This window comes from Streptomyces davaonensis JCM 4913 (genome assembly GCF_000349325.1).
GTDB lineage: Bacteria > Actinomycetota > Actinomycetes > Streptomycetales > Streptomycetaceae > Streptomyces > Streptomyces davaonensis.
Genome location: NC_020504.1, coordinates 9181727 through 9196836, shown reverse-complemented (window position 1 = coordinate 9196836; position 15110 = coordinate 9181727). Strand labels below are relative to the sequence as shown.

Here is a 15110-nt window from a genome sequence, read left to right as displayed (position 1 = left end):
GGGGCCCGTTTGCGCGCCGACGCGGGCGGTGCCGGTGGGCGACGCCGGTCGGTGATGGGGCGCGGAAGTGGCCTGGTTACCCGAGGGGACCGATGGCGCTGCATACGCGCAGCAGATCGATGTGACGGCGGGAGGTCAGAAGAGGGCAGGCCGACGAGGCGCGGTTGGTGACCGGCTCATGGCGTCCCATGTTTCCCTACCTGTTCACTAGGATTCCCGCTTCGGAGTGTCCGTCCGGCGTCGGCCGACGTCAAGAGGGCGTCCTCACCCCCCGAAAGGGATCTGGGACGTCGCGTCGGTCTCCTGCCGGACGGGGTGGGTCCACAGCCCCCGCGCCCCCAGCCGGGGCAGCACGCCCTCGCCGAACCAGTACGCCTCCTCCAGGTGCGGATAGCCGGACAGCACGAACTCGTCGATGCCCAGCCGGTGGTACTCGACGATCCGCTCGGCGACGTCGTCGTGGCTGCCCACCAGAGCGGTGCCCGCGCCCCCGCGCACGAGGCCGATACCGGCCCACAGATTCGGGGCGATCTCCAGATCGTCGCGGCTGCCGCCGTGCAGGGCGAGCATCCGCCGCTGCCCCTCGGACTCGCTGCGCGCCAGCCCCGTCTGCACGGCTCGCACGGTCTCCGGGTCGAAGCCGTCCAGGAGCCGCCGGGCCTCGGCCCATGCCTGCTCGGCGGTGTCCCGGGTGATGACATGCAGCCGGATGCCGAAGCGCAGGGTACGGCCCTGCCCGGCGGCCAGTCCGCGGATCCAGGCGATCTTCTCGGCGACCTGCGCGGGCGGTTCACCCCAGGTGAGATAGACGTCGGCGTGCCGCGCGGCGATCTCCCCGGCCACGGTCGAGGAGCCGCCGAAGTACACCTCGGGGACGGGGTCGGGCACCCGGGTCAGCCGGGCTTTCTCCACCCGCAGATGCTCGCCGTGCAGATCCACCGTCTTGCCGTCCCACAACTCCCGGACGATCTCCAGGAATTCGCCGGTACGGCGGTACCGGTCGTCCTTGTCGAGGAAGTCGCCGTACCCCCGCTGCTCCTGGCCCTCGCCGCCGGTGACGACGTTCAGCAGCAGTCGTCCGCCGCTCTGCCGCTGGAACGTCGACGCCATCTGCGCGGCCAGGGTGGGCGAGACGAAGCCGGGGCGGAAGGCGACCAGGAACTTCAGCCGCTCGGTCTGCTGGGAGATCATCGCCGTGGTCAGCCACGCGTCCTCGCACCAGGCGCCGGTGGGGGTGAGCGCGCCGACGAAGCCCAGGTCCTCCGCGGCGCGGGCGATCTGGCTCAGGTAGGCGATGGTCGGTGGCCGGTCCCGGCCGAAGGAGGTGGCGGGGGTGCCGTGTCCGCCGCCGACGACATGCCGGCTGTCGCCGTTGGTGGGCAGGAACCAGTGGAAGGTGAGGGACACGAGGTCTCCGATCGGGGTCGTGCGGTGGGGCGTGCAGCCGTCTCCAGCCGTCTTCAGCCTGCGGCGGCGAGCACGGTGGGGCGGCCCCCGAGGGCGAGGGAGAACTGGTCGGTGACCTGGGCCAGGGCCTCGGCGGAGCCCGGGGCGACGGAAAGGGTGCCGTCGTCGGCGACGGTGATGTCCTTGTCCAGGGTGAACCAGCCCGGGGTGATGTGGGCGGGGCCCATGGAGCTGAGGACGGGGCGCAGGGCGTAGTCGATGGCGAGGACATGGGCGGTGGTGCCGCCGGTGGCCAGCGGCAGGACGGTCTTGCCCGCGAGGGCGTACTGCGGGAGCAGGTCCAGCAGCGCCTTCAGCAGCCCGGAGTAGGCGGCCTTGTAGACGGGGGTGCCGATCACCACTCCGTCCGCGCGCTCGAAGAGGGCGGTCGTCTCGATGATCGCCGGGTGCCGGAAGTCGGCGCCGAGGAGCGCCTCGGCGGGCAGGGTGCGGACGTCGAGCGCTATCACCTGGTGGCCCTGGGCCCTGAGGCGGTCGTCGAGGTGGCGGAGCAGTCGTGCCGTGCGGGAGGTGGCGGAGGGGCTGCCGGAGACGGAGAGAATGGTGGCCATGGGAGTCCTTTCAAAAGGGCGGGTTCAGGAGGCGTTCTTGGGCAGGCCCGGGGGGTTGATCTCCGACTTGCTCACGGCCTCGTCGGGCAGGCCCCAGCGCTTGAGCACCTTCGCGTAGGTCCCGTTGTCGACGATCTCGTTCAGGGCGTCGGCGAGCGGCTCGGCCAGGCCGCTGTCCTTCTTGGTGGTGGCCGCGATGAGGCCCTGAAGGGTGGCTCCGGCCCCGGAGTAGGTGCCGACGACCTCGGTCTTGCCGGTGGTGGCCGCGTGGTAGGCGGCGGTCGGGTTGGGGCCGAGGTAGACGTCGATACGGCCGGACTGGAGGGCGAGATAGGTGTCGCTGTCGTTCTGGTAGTACTTGATGTCCACGGGCTTGCGGCCCGCCCGCTCGTTCTCCTTGCTCCACTCGATGAGCAGCTTCTCCTGGTTGGTGCCGCTGCCCACGGCGACGGTCAATCCGGCCACGTCCGCGGGCCCGGTGATCTTCAGCCCGCTGCCCTTCTTCGCCTCGAAGCCGAGGTTGTCCTCGCGGTAGGTGGCGAAGTCGTACTTCTCCTTGCGCTCCTCGGTGACCGTGATGTTGCTGAAGCCGACGTCGTACTTGGCGCTGTCCAGGCCGACGAAGATGTTCTCCCAGGAGACCGTGTTGAGGTGCAGCTTCAGTCCGAGGACATCGGCGACGAGGGAGGCGATGTCGGGTTCGACGCCGATGACGGTCTTGTTGTCGGTGGCGTAGAAGGTCAGCGGCGCGGCGGAGCCGGAGGAGTTGACGACCTCCAGGGTCCCTCTCCTACGGATCTCCTCGGGCACTTCGGCGGCTATCGCGTCGACCTTCTCGGTGGTGACGCGGTGCTGCTCGGGGCTGAGGTTGATCTTCGTGGTGTCACCGTTGGCGGCCGCGACCTCGGTCGTCCCGCCGTCGTCGGGATTGCCGCAGGCGGCCAGGACGAGGGCGGCGGCGAGTCCGAGCGCGGCGGCGGTGGTGCGGCGGGCGATCGAGGCGGGCATGGTTGTGCTCCTTACAGAGGGGTGGTTCACAGGACTTTGGAGAGAAAGGCACGCGTACGCGCGTGCTGGGGTGCGTCGAGTACGGCCGTCGGCGGGCCCTCTTCGACGACGATCCCGTCGTCCATGAAGACCACGGTGTCGGCGACTTCGCGGGCGAAGCCGATCTCATGGGTGACGACGATCATGGTGGTTCCGGTGCGGGCCAGGTCCTTGATGACATCGAGGACCTCGCCGACCAGTTCCGGGTCGAGGGCCGAGGTGGGCTCGTCGAAGAGCAGCACCTTCGGTTCCAGGGCGAGGGCGCGGGCGATGGCGACGCGCTGCTGCTGGCCGCCGGAGAGCTGGCGCGGGTAGGCGTCGGCCTTCTCGGCGAGACCGACCCGGCCCAGGAGTGCGCGGGCCGTGTCCTCCGCCTCCCGGCGCGGGCGGCGCAGGGCGGAGACCGGGGCCTCGACGAGGTTCTCCAGCACGGTCAGATGCGGGAAGAGGTTGAAGTTCTGGAAGACGAACCCGATGTTGGTGCGCTGCTTCAGGACGTCCCGCTCCTTCAGCTCGTGCAGTTTGTCGACGGAGCGGCGGTAGCCGATGAGTTCGCCGTCGATGCTGACCCAGCCGCGGTCGACCTTCTCCAGGTGGTTGATGGTTCGCAGCAGCGTGGACTTGCCCGACCCGGACGGGCCGAGGATCACGGTGACCTCTCCGGCGCGGACCCGTAGATCGACGCCGCGCAGCACCGCCAGCGGGCCGAAGCTCTTGTGGACGCCGTGGACGTCGACCATGACGTCGTTCATGTCTTCTCCGTCAACTCTCGGGTGGCCACAAGGCGCTGGGCGGCCACGAAGCGCCGGACGCGCTGGAGCGGGGTGGGCGGCGGGGTGCGGTTCGCGCCTCGGGCGTAGTGCCGCTCGACGTACTGGGCGACCGACAGCACAGTGGTCAGCACGACGTACCAGGCGGTCGCGACGAGGAGGAGGGGGATCACCCGGCCGTTGCGGCCGTAGATGACCTGGACCTGGTAGAAGAGTTCACCGATGGACATGACGTAGACGACCGAGGTGCCCTTCAGCAGGCCGATGATCTCGTTGCCGGCGGTCGGCAGGATGGCGCGCATGGCCTGTGGGAGCACGATCCGGCGGATCTGCCGCAGCCGGGGGATGCCGAGCGCGGCGGCGGCCTCCAGCTGTCCGTGGTCCACGGCGATCACCCCGCCGCGCACGATCTCGGCGGCGTAGGCGGCCTGGTGCAGGGTGAGCCCGATGACGGCGGCGCCGATGGTGCCGATGAGGCTGTTGCTGTCGACCGACCAGAACACCGGGCCGAAGGGGATGCCGACGCCCAATTCCTCGTACAGGGCGCTCAGATTGAACCAGAACACCAGCTGGACGATCATCGGGATGGACCGGAAGATCCAGATGTAGGTCCAGGCGACGGTCTGGAGGACCGGGCTACGCGACAGCCGCATGAAGGCGATCACGGTGCCGAGCAGGAAGCCCAGCACGGTGGCGTAGGCGGTGAGTTGGAGGGTGACCCACACCGCCTGAACGATCGTCTCGGAGAAGACGTAGGCCCAAAAGACGTGCCACTCCCAGACGGGGTTGGTGGCGAGCCCGTGGACGAACTGGGCGACCAGCACGATCACGGCGAGGGCGGCGGCCCAGCGTCCGTAGTGGCGGGCGGGTACGACCTCCGACTCGGCCTGTCGGGCGGTGGGTTCGGTCAGGGTGTCGCTGCTCATGGGTCACCTGTGCTCGGGCGGGTTGATCCGCGAGGTCTCGATCGCGGAGGCGGCGGTGCCCCACTTCTTGAGGATCCGGTCGTAGGTGCCGTCCTCGATCAGCTCGTTGACGGCCGCCTGGAAGGCCTTGGTGAGCGGCGAGCCCTTCTTGAAGGCGAAGCCGACGTCGAGGCGGTGGAACTCACCGAGGAAGGTGGTCCGGGACGCGGGCTGGGCCGCCTGGTAGCGCAGCCCGTTGATGGTCGACATCACGATGTCGATCCGGCCCTGCTGCAGCGCGGTGAGGGTGGCGCCGTTCTCCGAGTAGACCTTCACGTCGTAGGGCTTCTTGCCCGCCTTCGCGCACTCGCCCCGCTGTGCGGTGAGGGTCGCCTCGAAGGTGGTGCCGGCGCCGGTGCCGACGGTCAGGCCGCACAGCTGGGTGAGGTCGGTGATCTTCTCGGTGAGATCGGTGTTGCCCTTGCGTACGGCGAAGCCCTGGCCGTCGTTGATGTAGGTGACGAAGTCGATGGTCTTGAGGCGTTCGGCGGTGACGCCGAAGTTGCCGGTGCCGACGTCGTACTTGCCGCTGCCGAGGGCGGGCAGGATCGTCTCGAAGGAGGCGTCCTGGCGTTCCAGCCGTACGCCGAGCACCTTGGCCACCGCGTCTGCGAGGTCGATGTCCTGTCCGGCGGGCGCCTTGTCCGCGCCGTTCGGGTAGTACGCGCCGGGCGGGAACCCGACCGAGCTGCCGACGCGCAGGGTGCCCGACTCGCGTACGTCGGCGGGGAGCAGGGCGGCGACGGAGTCGACCTTGCGGACGGCGGCGACAGGGTCGCCGGTCGGTGCGGGGGCGGCCTGCGCGGTTCCGGCGCCGTCGGTCTCGGTGGAGCCGCAGGCGGTCAGGGCCAGCAGGGCCAGGGCGGCTGTGAGGGCGAGGCGCTTCACCGTGGGGACCTTTCCGGGTGCTTCGCGGACAAGTGCTTCTCGAAGGGCAGCGGGCCGATGGTTTCCGGATCGGCCGCCGTGTCGAACAGGGGTGTGTAGCCGGTGGCCAGGTAGAGGCCGCGGGCTTCGGGCTGGCGGGGTCCGGTGGTGAGGTGGATCCGCCGGTAGCCGCGACTGCCCGCCTCGCGCTCCAGCTCGGCGACGACCCGGCGGGCGAGGCCGCGTCGGCGGTGGGCGGAGTGCGTCCAGATCCGCTTCAGCTCGGCGGTGGTGTCGTCGTAGCGGCGGAAGGCGCCGCCCGCGACGGGCTCGCAGCGCTCCAGCAGCAGGAGCAGGGCTCCGCCGTGGGCCGCGGTGAACTCCTCGTCGGGGTAGCGGGCGAGTTCGGCGTGGGCGTCCCTGCCGTAGCGGCGGGAGTACTCCTCGCCGAGTTCGCGGATGAGGGGTCTCACCCGCGGGTCGGAGACCGGGACATGAATGACCGTCAGTTCTGGTGCGGAGGTCATCGGTTGGCCGCCGCGAGGTCCCGCGCACCACGGCCCGCGCGCTCGGCGTCGCGCTTGGCGACTTCCTCGCGGACGAGGGGGATCACGTACCGGCCGAAGTCGATGGCGTCGCCGAGCAGGTCGTAGCCGCGGGCGGAGAGGATGTCGACGCCGAGGTCGTAGTAGTCCAGCAGTGCCTGAGCGACCGTCTCCGGGGTGCCGACCAGGGCGTTGGAGTTGCCCGCGCCGCCGGTGGCCGCCGCGGTCGGGGTCCACAGGGCGCGGTCGTAGCGCTCCCCCGCCTCGGCGATGGCGAGCAGTCGCTGTGAGCCGGTGTTCTGCGGGGCGCCGGTGCGGTGGCGGCGCTTGAGGCCGGACGCGCCCAGGTCCCGGATGGCGCCGACCGTGCGGTGGGCCTTCTCCCAGGCCAACTCCTCGGTGGGCGCGATGATCGGGCGGAAGGCCACCTGGATCCGGGGGGTGTCGCTGCGGCCCGCGGCCCGGGCGGCGGCCTTCACCGCCTCGATCTGCTCCGCCGTCCGCTCCAGCGGCTCGCCCCACAGGCAGTAGATGTCGGCCTCGGCGCCGCCGGCGGCGTACGCGGCGGGCGACGAACCGCCGAACGACACGTTCGGGCGCGGCTGTTGGACGGGGAAGACATCGCTGACGAAGTCGTGGAAGCGGTAGTGGTCGCCCTCGTGGTCGAAGGGCTCATGGGTGGTCCAGATCTTCTTGACGATCCGGATGTACTCACAAGTGCGGGCGTACCGCTCGTCCTTGGTGAGGGTGTCGCCCTCGCGGCCCTGTTCGTGATCGTTGCCGCCGGTGATGAAGTGCACGGTCAGCCGGCCGTCACTGATCCGGTCGAGGGTGGCGAAGGTCTTGGCGGCGAAAGTGGGGTAGGAGACGTTGGGCCGGTGGGCGAGCAGGATCTGGAGCCGGTCCAGCCTGCTCGCGATGTACGCCGCGGCCGGGGCGGGGTCCGGCGATCCGGAACCGTAGGCGAACAGCACCCGGTCCCAGCCGTGCTCCTCATGGGCGCGGGCGAGCCTGAGTGTGTACTCCTTGTCGAAGGCGGCCCCGGAGCGAGGGGTGGTTTCGGAACCGTCGTTGGTGGCGGCGATGCCGAGGAATTCCACGGGCATGGAGGTGACCTTTCGGAGACGAGCGCACGCGGGCATGGCCCAAGGGCCCTGCATCGGGGCGTGGGTGACAGTTCGTCAGCGATACGGGAGGTGTGACGACGACGTCGGGCGTCGGAAGAAGACGTCAGTGCCGCGGCAGCGCGCGTGAGAAGAGAACTCGGCCCACGACGGGGTCACCGAGGGAGGGAAGGGCCGGTCAGCCGGCCCGCTGCCGCGTCAGGCGCAACACGCGGCGGACCACACCCGACCGAAGTCGATGTGGTCGCGTGAGACCAGGCGTGGCTGGGGGTTCATGCAACTAATTGAGCAGGCAATTTCGCTGTCCGTCAAGCGGCGCCCGGATGGCGGACCGGTGCGGCGGGGTGGGTGAGGCGTGGTTGACACCGCCTCACCGGCCGCCCCTACGATCGCCTCCTCCGGCCGCGTTGAGGGACGCGGCGCGTGTGACGACACCGGGTTCCCGCGGCGCCGTGGCGCCCCGGGCGGATCACTCGCACCCTGCCACCCCTCCCCCTGGAGCGCCTCCCGATGGCCACGTCCTCCGAACTCTCCCCCGCCCTCTCCGAATCGCCGCCGAACACCTCCGCAGCGCCCGACGACGACCCTCGGATCGTGCCGCGTCGCCACCTCGGCCGCTGGATCACCGCTGCCGCCGCGCTGCTGGTCTTCGCGATGGTGGTCAACTCCGTCGTCCGCAACCGGGCCTTCCAGTGGGACGTGGTGGCCCGGTACTTCACCACCGCCGCCGTCCTCGACGGACTGCTGCTCACCCTGTGGCTGACCGGCGTGGTGATGGTGCTCGGGTTTCTGCTCGGCATCCCGCTCGCGGTCATGCGGCTCTCGGCCAACCCGGTGCTGCGCACGCTGAGTTGGGGCTACGTGTGGGTCTTCAGGTCCACCCCGCTGCTGGTGCAGCTGCTCTTCTGGTTCAACATCGGCGCCCTGTACCCGACGCTCGGCCTCGGCGTTCCCTTCGGGCCGCAGTTCGTGTCCGTCCAGACGGTGAACCTGCTCGGCCCGACCCTCACCGCGGTCATCGGCCTGACCCTGCACGAGGCCGCCTATGCCGCCGAGGTGGTGCGCGGCGGCATCCTGTCGGTGGACACCGGGCAGCGGGAGGCCGCGCAGGCGCTCGGCATCGGCAGGCGGCGCACCCTGCGCCGGATCGTCATCCCGCAGGCGATGCGCTCCATCGTGCCGACGGCCGGGAACATGCTGATCGGCACGCTGAAGGGGACCAGCATCGTGAGTGTGCTGGCGGTGCATGACCTGCTGTACTCCGTGCAGTTGGTCTACAACCAGACCTATCAGGTCATCCCGCTGCTGATGGTCGCCACCCTCTGGTACATCGCGGTCACGACCGTGCTCAGCGTGGGGCAGTTCTACGTCGAGCGCCACTACGCGCGCGGCTCCGTGGCCCGGCCCTGAGAGCCGCCGGAGCCTCCTTTCTCTACTTTTCCTATCGAGTTACTAGGAAAGCATTGACGGGGGTCGTCCCCGGTGCGCAGGATGGGACCATGCCCCACACGCAGCAACGACTCGTACGTCGTCGGCATGTCGACTTTGGTCACGTCGTCAGTGCCGCCTGCTGTCACGCGTAAGGCACGCCTCCCGCGCTGCCGCTCCGCTCCTTCCCCGGGGGGTTCGCCCCCATTTCCCCGCTTCTGAAGGACGTACGCCATGACCACGGCACTTCCCACCACCGCACTGTCCGACGTCCGCCATCTGCGCCTGGTCGACGACCTTCCGCAGGACGCTGCCGGCGACCCCGGTTCCCCGCCGCTCGTCGGCTATCTCGTCCTGGTGCCCGAGGGCACCGACCCCACCGAACTCTTCGGCCGGGCCGGAGTCCGCCCGGCGGCACCCCAGGCCCGGCAGGCGGACGGCGAGGCCGTACGCATCGATCCCGCACGCCATGTCGCCGAAGTCGACGGAGTCGAACTCGACCTCACCTACCTGGAGTTCGCGCTGCTGGCGCATCTCGTCCGCCACCCCCACCACGTGCACTCGCGCGAGCGGCTGATGGCCGAGATCTGGGGCTACGACCACGTCGGCGACGGCCGCACCGTGGACGTCCACATCGCCCGGCTGCGCCGCAAGCTCGGCAAGGCCCACCGGGACCGGATCGTCACCGTGCGCAGCGTGGGCTACAAGTACGTGCCGGCCGGCGCATGAGCCCCGACGCCGCGCTCCGCGGCCGACCTTGAGGAGAGCACTTCCATGGGCGTCGCCCCTGCCCCGTCCCGCACCGCCGCGCAGTCCGGCCCGCCCGGACCCGACCGTACACACTGGCTGCGCGTCGCCCGTGAGACGGCGGACGACCTGGCCACGGACGCGGTGGCCAGGGAACAGGCGGGCAAGGCGCCCTTCGACGAGGTGTCCCGGCTCCGCGAGGCCGGACTGCTGACCCTGCTGATCCCGGCCGAACACGGAGGCGGGGGCGCCGACTGGGCCACGGCCTGCGCGGTCCTCCGGGAGATCGCCGCCGCCGACGCGGCCATCGGCCAACTCCTGGGCTGTCACTACCTCTTGGCGTACAGCGCCCGGCTCTTCGCCGAGCCGGGGCTCGGCGCACAGGTGGAGCGCCGGTCGGCGGCCGAGCTGTGGTGCTGGGGCGGGGGCGTCGCCCGCCAAGAACCCCGGCTGACGCTGTTGCCGTCCGGTGACGGGTACGTCCTGAACGGCCGGCAGAGCTACGTCACCGGCGTGCTGGTCGCCGACCGGCTGGCGGTACGGGCCGTGCGCGCCGACACCGGCGAGCCCCTCGCGGTCATCGCCGACGCCTCCGGCCGGGGCGTACGGATCGACGACGACGCGGACCCCTTCGGCCAGCGGCTCGCCGCCGGGGGAAGCGTGGAGTTCGACGGTGTACGGCTGGGCCCCGACGAGGTGCTCGGCTCACTCCCCGCCGACGAGGACGTCCTGTCCCCCACGGCGTCCCTGGCCGCTCCGCTCGGGCGGCTCGTCTCGGTCCAGCTCCGGCTCGGCATCGCCGAGGGAGTGCTGGGCGAGGCCCGGGAGTACAGCAGGGCGGGCCACTCCCCCTGGCATCCGGAGTGGCCCGCCGGTTCTCCCCAGGACCCGCAGACGCTGGCCGCCTACGGCGAGCTCACCGTCCTCACCCGGTCGGCGTCCGCACTGGCCGCCGAGGCGCTGACCGCCCTGGAGAGCGGTCTGCGCCGGGGCGCGGACCTCACCTACGACGAATGCGCCGAGATCTCGATCCTGGTCGCCGTCGCCGAGGCCGCCGCCGCCAGGGCCGCCCACGAGTCCACGGCCCGCGCCCTCCACATCATCGGCGCCCGCTCGGCCTCCGCCCGCCTGGGCCTGGACCGCTTCTGGCGCAACGCCCGGACCCACGCCCTGTACGAGCCCGTCGCCCACCGGCTGCGTGACGTCGGCGACTACTTCCTCAACGGAGCGCATCCTCCGTTCACGCTGCCGGTGTGACGTTCACGCTCGTCAGAAGGCGTGCAGCCCATGGTGGGCGAGCACCCAGTGGACCGGCTGATAGAAGGACCGGTACTGACTCTGGGCGCTGTTGCACGGTTCGCCCGCCGGTGTGTTGCCGCCGGAGAAGATGCCCAGGGCGTCGGTCCCCGCCCACAGCGGACCGCCACTGTCCCCCTGAAGGCCGCAGTTGGACGTCTTGATCATGTTCTTCAGGACCGTGCCGTCCGTGAAGGTGACCGTCTCGCTCGGAGACAGCACCGCCCCCACGAGGTCACTGCTGACGGCACCGGCACGCTTCACCGACTCACCGTCGTTGGGATAGCGGGAGTCTGTGATCTCGTACTCGACGCCCGCCGCCCGGACGGCCCCGTAGGCGGCGAGGTTCTCGCCGCGGTACTCCATGACGGCGTAGTCCTTCTCGATGGCGCCGTAGTCGTACCAGATGCGCTTGCCGAGGTAGATGCCCCCGGCCTGCCGGTCCCACCACTGGAACGACGAGGAGTCCGCGCAGTGTCCGGCGGTGACGAAGTACTTCTGCCCCGAGGCGTCGCGGACGTTGAACCCGAGCGTGCAGGCCGAGTAGCGGCCGGCCGCCACGTCCGTGGACTCGATACCGATGCCGCCGAGGGTCTCGTAGGCGGCCGTGTCGACCTTTCCAGGCAGCCGGTTGACGCGCACGGCGTCCCCGTACCGGGCGACCAGCCGCGTGAGCCGCTTCTCGTCGGCGGCCGACACGGCGTCGAAGACGTCGACGGTCACCGTGTTGGTGCTCGGGTCGACGCCCCAGGAGGTGTTCGGGATCGGGTCCACGTCGGCGATGCGCCGGTCGAGCGTGGCGCGGACCGAGTTCAGGGTGGCAGTGCTGTGCTTCACGACCTTGGCGACGCCGCCCTCGGCCCGCACCTCCCGTGCGGCGGCCTCGTCGGTGACGGCGACGACGAGCCGCCCCGCCCTGTCGTAGTAGACGCCACCGCTGCGGTCCGGACCGAACTCCTTGGCCAGCGCCCTCGCCTTCGCGGGGTCGGTGAGGGGGGCGGGGCCGCGTTCGCGGTCGGCTGGGCGAGCAGGGCGAACAGGCCGCCGATCGCCGCCGCCATCGTCAGACGACGTCTCGGGAGTCTCCGCACGGGTGCACCTCCAGTCGAGGCACGGCGTCCTTGATCGCCATGCACCGGAGGATCGTAGATCTCCCCCAAAGGCCGCTGAGTGAACGGACGGTGACGATTCGTCAGTCTGTTCGAGCCATCCATCACCTCCACCTGCACATCTCATTGGCCGAGATCAGGTTGTCCAGCATGTGAAAGCCCTCTTGGGGTCCCGGCCACCTTCTGCCACGATCCCTAGCAACCAGGTAGGAAAACTAGGAATCGATGGGGGTGGGCATGAGCACGCTCGTTCGCACAGCGCTGTCGTCGCCCCTTCTGACCTCCCGCCGTCACATCGATTTCCGTCGTACGTCGAGCGCCATCTGTCGGCCCTTCTGAGGCCCCTCGACACCCGTACGACCACTCCACCTCACCCCGAGAGGACACCTCCGTGTCTGCCGCACGACCGCTCACCACCCTGCGCACCCTTGCCGCCATAGCCGCGCTCCCCCTCCTGCTGACCGCTTGCGGTTACGGTTCCGACTCCGACGACGACGGCGGGCAGGCCAAGGTCGCCGCGGACGCCAAGAAGCTCTCCGCCGACGAGGTGCGGATCGGCTACTTCCCGAACCTCACCCACGCCACCGCGCTGGTGGGCGTCGAGGAGGGCATCTTCCAGAAGGAGCTGGGCGGCACCACGATCAAGTCCTCGACCTTCAACGCCGGTCCCTCCGAGATCGAGGCGCTGAACTCGGGGTCCATCGACATCGGCTGGATCGGCCCCTCGCCCGCCATCAACGGCTACACCAAGGCGGACGGTTCCAACCTGCGGATCATCTCCGGCTCGGCCTCAGGCGGCGTGAAGCTGGTGGTGAACCCGGACAAGGTCAAGTCCCTCAAGGACCTCAAGGGCAAGAAGATCGCCACCCCGCAGCTCGGCAACACGCAGGACGTGGCGTTCCTCAACTGGATCGCCGAGCAGGGCTGGAAGGTCGACGCGCAGAGCGGCAAGGGTGACGTCTCCGTCGTCCGCACCGACAACAAGGTGACCCCGGACGCCTACAAGTCCGGCTCCATCGACGGCGCCTGGGTGCCGGAGCCGACCGCGTCCAAGCTGGTCGCCGAGGGCGGGAAGGTGCTGCTGGACGAGGCCGACCTGTGGCCCGACAAGAAGTTTGTGATCACGAACATCATCGTGTCCCAGAAGTTCCTCAAGGAGCACCCGGACGTCGTCGAGGCCGTGCTCCGCGGCTCGGTGAAGGCCAACGAGTGGATCAACGCCAACCCGGACGAGGCCAAGGCGTCCGCCAACAAGGCCCTTGAGGAGGAGTCCGGCAAGGCCCTGCCCGCCGAGGTCATCGACCCGGCCTGGAAGTCGATCACCTTCCTCGACGACCCGCTGGCCGCGACGCTCGACACCGAGGCCGAGCACGCCGTGAAGGCCGGTCTGTTGGAGCAGCCCGATCTCAACGGGATCTACGACCTCACCCTGCTGAACAAGGTCCTCAAGGACGAGGGTCAGGACGCGGTCGACGACGCCGGTCTCGGCGTCAAGTAACGGACCCAGTGAGTTCCCAGGAGGTGACGATCATGGCAACCGCCCTCGCCAAGACCGCCGACACGGATACGTCCGTGGAGCACGCCGCACGCATCGCCCACGTCTCGAAGTCCTTCGGCGGCCCCGCCGGGCAGCAGCTCGTCCTCGACGACATCACCCTCGATGTCGCACCCGGCGAGTTCGTCACCCTCCTGGGAGCCTCCGGCTGCGGCAAGTCCACCCTGCTCAACCTCGTCGCCGGGCTGGACCGGCCCAGCGCCGGCGACATCACCACCGACGGCCGCCCGGCGCTGATGTTCCAGGAGCACGCCCTGTTCCCGTGGCTGACCGCGGGCAAGAACATCGAACTCGCCCTGAAACTGAGGGGCGTCCCCAAGGCCGACCGGCGTCCCGAGGCCGAACGCCTGCTGGAGCTCGTGCGGCTGCACGGGGCGTACGGCAAGCGGGTCCACGAGCTGTCCGGCGGTATGCGCCAGCGCGTCGCCCTGGCGCGGGCGCTGGCCCAGGACAGCAAGCTGCTGCTGATGGACGAGCCGTTCGCGGCGCTCGACGCCATCACCCGGGACGTGCTGCACGACGAGCTGACCCGGATCTGGCGCGAGACAGGCCTGTCGGTCCTCTTCGTCACCCACAACGTCCGCGAGGCCGTCCGCCTCGCCCAGCGCGTGGTGCTCCTGTCCTCCCGCCCCGGCCGCATCGCCCGGGAATGGACCGTCTCCATCCCGCACCCGCGCCGCATCGAGGACAGCGAGGTCGCCGAACTGTCCGTCGAGATCACCGAAGAACTGCGTGGGGAGATCCGCCGCCATGGCCAGCACTGACACCACCGCCAAGGACGGCAACGACCTCGCCGGACTCGAAGCGGGTCTGGACGCCCTCGACACCGTCCAGACCAGCCGCACCCCCCTGCGCGAGACCTTGGTCCGCAAGGTGCTGCCGCCGGTCACGGCGGTCGCACTGGTCCTGGTGGTCTGGCAGCTGCTGGTCTGGGCAGAGGTCACCCCGGCCTACAAGCTCCCCGCACCCTCGGCGGTATGGGACGAGGTCCGGACGGCCTGGCTCCAGGGCACCCTGCTCGACTACATCTGGACGAGCGTCTCGCGAGGACTGCTCGGCTTCCTCTTCGCCCTGGCCATCGGCACCCCGCTCGGCCTGCTCGTCGCCCGCGTGAAGTTCGTCCGCGCGGCCATCGGCCCGATCCTCTCCGGCCTCCAGTCCCTCCCCTCGGTCGCCTGGGTGCCGCCGGCCGTGCTGTGGCTGGGTCTGAACAACTCCATGATGTACGCCGTCATCCTGCTCGGCGCGGTCCCCTCCATCGCCAACGGCCTGGTAGCGGGCATCGACCAGATCCCCCCGCTGTTCCTGCGCGCCGGACGCACCCTCGGCGCGACCGGTCTGAAGGGCGCCTGGCACATCGTGATGCCGGGCGCGCTGCCCGGCTATCTGGCGGGACTGAAGCAGGGCTGGGCGTTCTCCTGGCGCTCGCTCATGGCCGCCGAGATCATCGCCTCCTCCCCCGATCTCGGCGTCGGCCTGGGCCAGTTGCTGGAGAACGGCCGCAACAACGCCAGCATGTCCCAGGTCTTCCTGGCCATCTTCCTGATCCTGCTCGTCGGCATCGCCATCGACCTGCTGATCTTCAGCCCGCTGGAGCGCCGGGTGCTGCGCAGCCGCGGTCTGCTGGTCAAGAGCTGAG

At 70.1% G+C, this 15110-nt stretch carries 17 protein-coding genes; 7 read left to right on the top strand and 10 right to left on the bottom strand.

The window, feature by feature from the left end; genetic code table 11:
• Positions 1-76: 76 nt before the first annotated feature.
• The 9 genes from BN159_RS47610 to BN159_RS40750 form a co-directional block, all read right to left on the bottom strand.
• Positions 77-190 (bottom strand): putative leader peptide, encoded by a 114-nt coding sequence (locus BN159_RS47610; RefSeq protein ID WP_331712335.1) that lies wholly within the window; start codon positions 188-190, stop codon positions 77-79.
• A gap of 74 nt (positions 191-264) precedes the next feature.
• Positions 265-1407: an LLM class flavin-dependent oxidoreductase gene (locus BN159_RS40785; RefSeq protein WP_015662934.1), complete on the bottom strand. Its 1143-nt coding sequence runs from the start codon at positions 1405-1407 to the stop codon at positions 265-267.
• A 53-nt stretch (positions 1408-1460) separates the two neighbouring features.
• The gene (ssuE, locus tag BN159_RS40780; RefSeq protein WP_015662933.1) at positions 1461-2018 is read right to left on the bottom strand and encodes an NADPH-dependent FMN reductase; all 558 of its coding nucleotides are present in this window, start codon (positions 2016-2018) and stop codon (positions 1461-1463) included.
• A gap of 24 nt (positions 2019-2042) precedes the next feature.
• Positions 2043-3026, bottom strand: coding sequence for an ABC transporter substrate-binding protein (locus BN159_RS40775; protein WP_015662932.1), 984 nt, complete (start codon positions 3024-3026; stop codon positions 2043-2045).
• Between the two features lie 26 nt (positions 3027-3052).
• On the bottom strand, positions 3053-3817 hold the full coding sequence (locus BN159_RS40770; protein ID WP_015662931.1) for an amino acid ABC transporter ATP-binding protein: 765 nt from the start codon (positions 3815-3817) through the stop codon (positions 3053-3055).
• Positions 3814-4761: an amino acid ABC transporter permease gene (locus BN159_RS40765; protein ID WP_015662930.1), complete on the bottom strand. Its 948-nt coding sequence runs from the start codon at positions 4759-4761 to the stop codon at positions 3814-3816. Before BN159_RS40765 ends, BN159_RS40770 begins: the two co-directional genes overlap by 4 nt.
• 3 nt (positions 4762-4764) lie before the next feature.
• On the bottom strand, positions 4765-5688 hold the full coding sequence (locus BN159_RS40760) for an ABC transporter substrate-binding protein (protein WP_015662929.1): 924 nt from the start codon (positions 5686-5688) through the stop codon (positions 4765-4767).
• Positions 5685-6194 (bottom strand): GNAT family N-acetyltransferase, encoded by a 510-nt coding sequence (locus BN159_RS40755; protein WP_015662928.1) that lies wholly within the window; start codon positions 6192-6194, stop codon positions 5685-5687. Before BN159_RS40755 ends, BN159_RS40760 begins: the two co-directional genes overlap by 4 nt.
• Entirely contained in the window at positions 6191-7318 is a 1128-nt protein-coding gene (locus tag BN159_RS40750) for an LLM class flavin-dependent oxidoreductase (RefSeq protein WP_015662927.1), read from the bottom strand. Before BN159_RS40750 ends, BN159_RS40755 begins: the two co-directional genes overlap by 4 nt.
• A gap of 528 nt (positions 7319-7846) precedes the next feature.
• Between BN159_RS40750 and BN159_RS40745 the strand changes: the two genes are divergently transcribed.
• The 3 genes from BN159_RS40745 (at position 7847) to BN159_RS40735 (ending at position 10768) form a co-directional block, all read left to right on the top strand.
• Positions 7847-8746 carry an amino acid ABC transporter permease gene (locus BN159_RS40745; protein WP_015662926.1) on the top strand — a complete coding sequence of 300 codons (900 nt, stop codon included), beginning with the start codon at positions 7847-7849 and terminating at the stop codon, positions 8744-8746.
• A 252-nt stretch (positions 8747-8998) separates the two neighbouring features.
• Positions 8999-9493: a winged helix-turn-helix domain-containing protein gene (locus BN159_RS40740; RefSeq protein WP_015662925.1), complete on the top strand. Its 495-nt coding sequence runs from the start codon at positions 8999-9001 to the stop codon at positions 9491-9493.
• 45 nt (positions 9494-9538) lie between these two features.
• Positions 9539-10768: an acyl-CoA dehydrogenase family protein gene (locus BN159_RS40735; protein ID WP_015662924.1), complete on the top strand. Its 1230-nt coding sequence runs from the start codon at positions 9539-9541 to the stop codon at positions 10766-10768.
• A 12-nt stretch (positions 10769-10780) separates the two neighbouring features.
• Here BN159_RS40735 and BN159_RS40730 read toward each other — a convergent pair whose 3' ends face one another.
• Positions 10781-11644, bottom strand: coding sequence for a S1 family peptidase (locus tag BN159_RS40730; RefSeq protein ID WP_162146284.1), 864 nt, complete (start codon positions 11642-11644; stop codon positions 10781-10783).
• A 497-nt stretch (positions 11645-12141) separates the two neighbouring features.
• Between BN159_RS40730 and BN159_RS47805 the strand changes: the two genes are divergently transcribed.
• Genes BN159_RS47805 through BN159_RS40715 form a run of 4 tightly spaced genes read left to right on the top strand, consistent with a single transcriptional unit; the run spans position 12142 to position 15109 of the window.
• A complete protein-coding gene (locus BN159_RS47805; protein ID WP_408055025.1) occupies positions 12142-12255 on the top strand; it encodes a putative leader peptide in 114 nt (37 codons plus the stop codon).
• A gap of 52 nt (positions 12256-12307) precedes the next feature.
• Entirely contained in the window at positions 12308-13414 is a 1107-nt protein-coding gene (locus tag BN159_RS40725) for an ABC transporter substrate-binding protein (RefSeq protein WP_015662922.1), read from the top strand.
• A 32-nt stretch (positions 13415-13446) separates the two neighbouring features.
• Positions 13447-14235: an ABC transporter ATP-binding protein gene (locus BN159_RS40720; RefSeq protein WP_015662921.1), complete on the top strand. Its 789-nt coding sequence runs from the start codon at positions 13447-13449 to the stop codon at positions 14233-14235.
• Positions 14222-15109, top strand: a complete 888-nt coding sequence (locus BN159_RS40715) for an ABC transporter permease (RefSeq protein ID WP_015662920.1) — start codon at positions 14222-14224, stop codon at positions 15107-15109. Before BN159_RS40720 ends, BN159_RS40715 begins: the two co-directional genes overlap by 14 nt.
• The last annotated feature ends 1 nt before the right edge of the window (position 15110 follow it).

Bases quoted from the DNA above. Each gene is read 5' to 3' on its own strand.
- BN159_RS47610 (WP_331712335.1), bottom strand. From the start codon at position 190: ATGGGACGCCATGAGCCGGTCACCAACCGCGCCTCGTCGGCCTGCCCT.
- ssuE (WP_015662933.1), bottom strand. From the start codon at position 2,018: ATGGCCACCATTCTCTCCGTCTCCGGCAGCCCCTCCGCCACCTCCCGC.
- BN159_RS40775 (WP_015662932.1), bottom strand. From the start codon at position 3,026: ATGCCCGCCTCGATCGCCCGCCGCACCACCGCCGCCGCGCTCGGACTC.
- BN159_RS40770 (WP_015662931.1), bottom strand. From the start codon at position 3,817: ATGAACGACGTCATGGTCGACGTCCACGGCGTCCACAAGAGCTTCGGC.
- BN159_RS40765 (WP_015662930.1), bottom strand. From the start codon at position 4,761: ATGAGCAGCGACACCCTGACCGAACCCACCGCCCGACAGGCCGAGTCG.
- BN159_RS40755 (WP_015662928.1), bottom strand. From the start codon at position 6,194: ATGACCTCCGCACCAGAACTGACGGTCATTCATGTCCCGGTCTCCGAC.
- BN159_RS40750 (WP_015662927.1), bottom strand. From the start codon at position 7,318: ATGCCCGTGGAATTCCTCGGCATCGCCGCCACCAACGACGGTTCCGAA.
- BN159_RS40745 (WP_015662926.1), top strand. From the start codon at position 7,847: ATGGCCACGTCCTCCGAACTCTCCCCCGCCCTCTCCGAATCGCCGCCG.
- BN159_RS40740 (WP_015662925.1), top strand. From the start codon at position 8,999: ATGACCACGGCACTTCCCACCACCGCACTGTCCGACGTCCGCCATCTG.
- BN159_RS40735 (WP_015662924.1), top strand. From the start codon at position 9,539: ATGGGCGTCGCCCCTGCCCCGTCCCGCACCGCCGCGCAGTCCGGCCCG.
- BN159_RS47805 (WP_408055025.1), top strand. From the start codon at position 12,142: ATGGGGGTGGGCATGAGCACGCTCGTTCGCACAGCGCTGTCGTCGCCC.
- BN159_RS40720 (WP_015662921.1), top strand. From the start codon at position 13,447: ATGGCAACCGCCCTCGCCAAGACCGCCGACACGGATACGTCCGTGGAG.
- BN159_RS40715 (WP_015662920.1), top strand. From the start codon at position 14,222: ATGGCCAGCACTGACACCACCGCCAAGGACGGCAACGACCTCGCCGGA.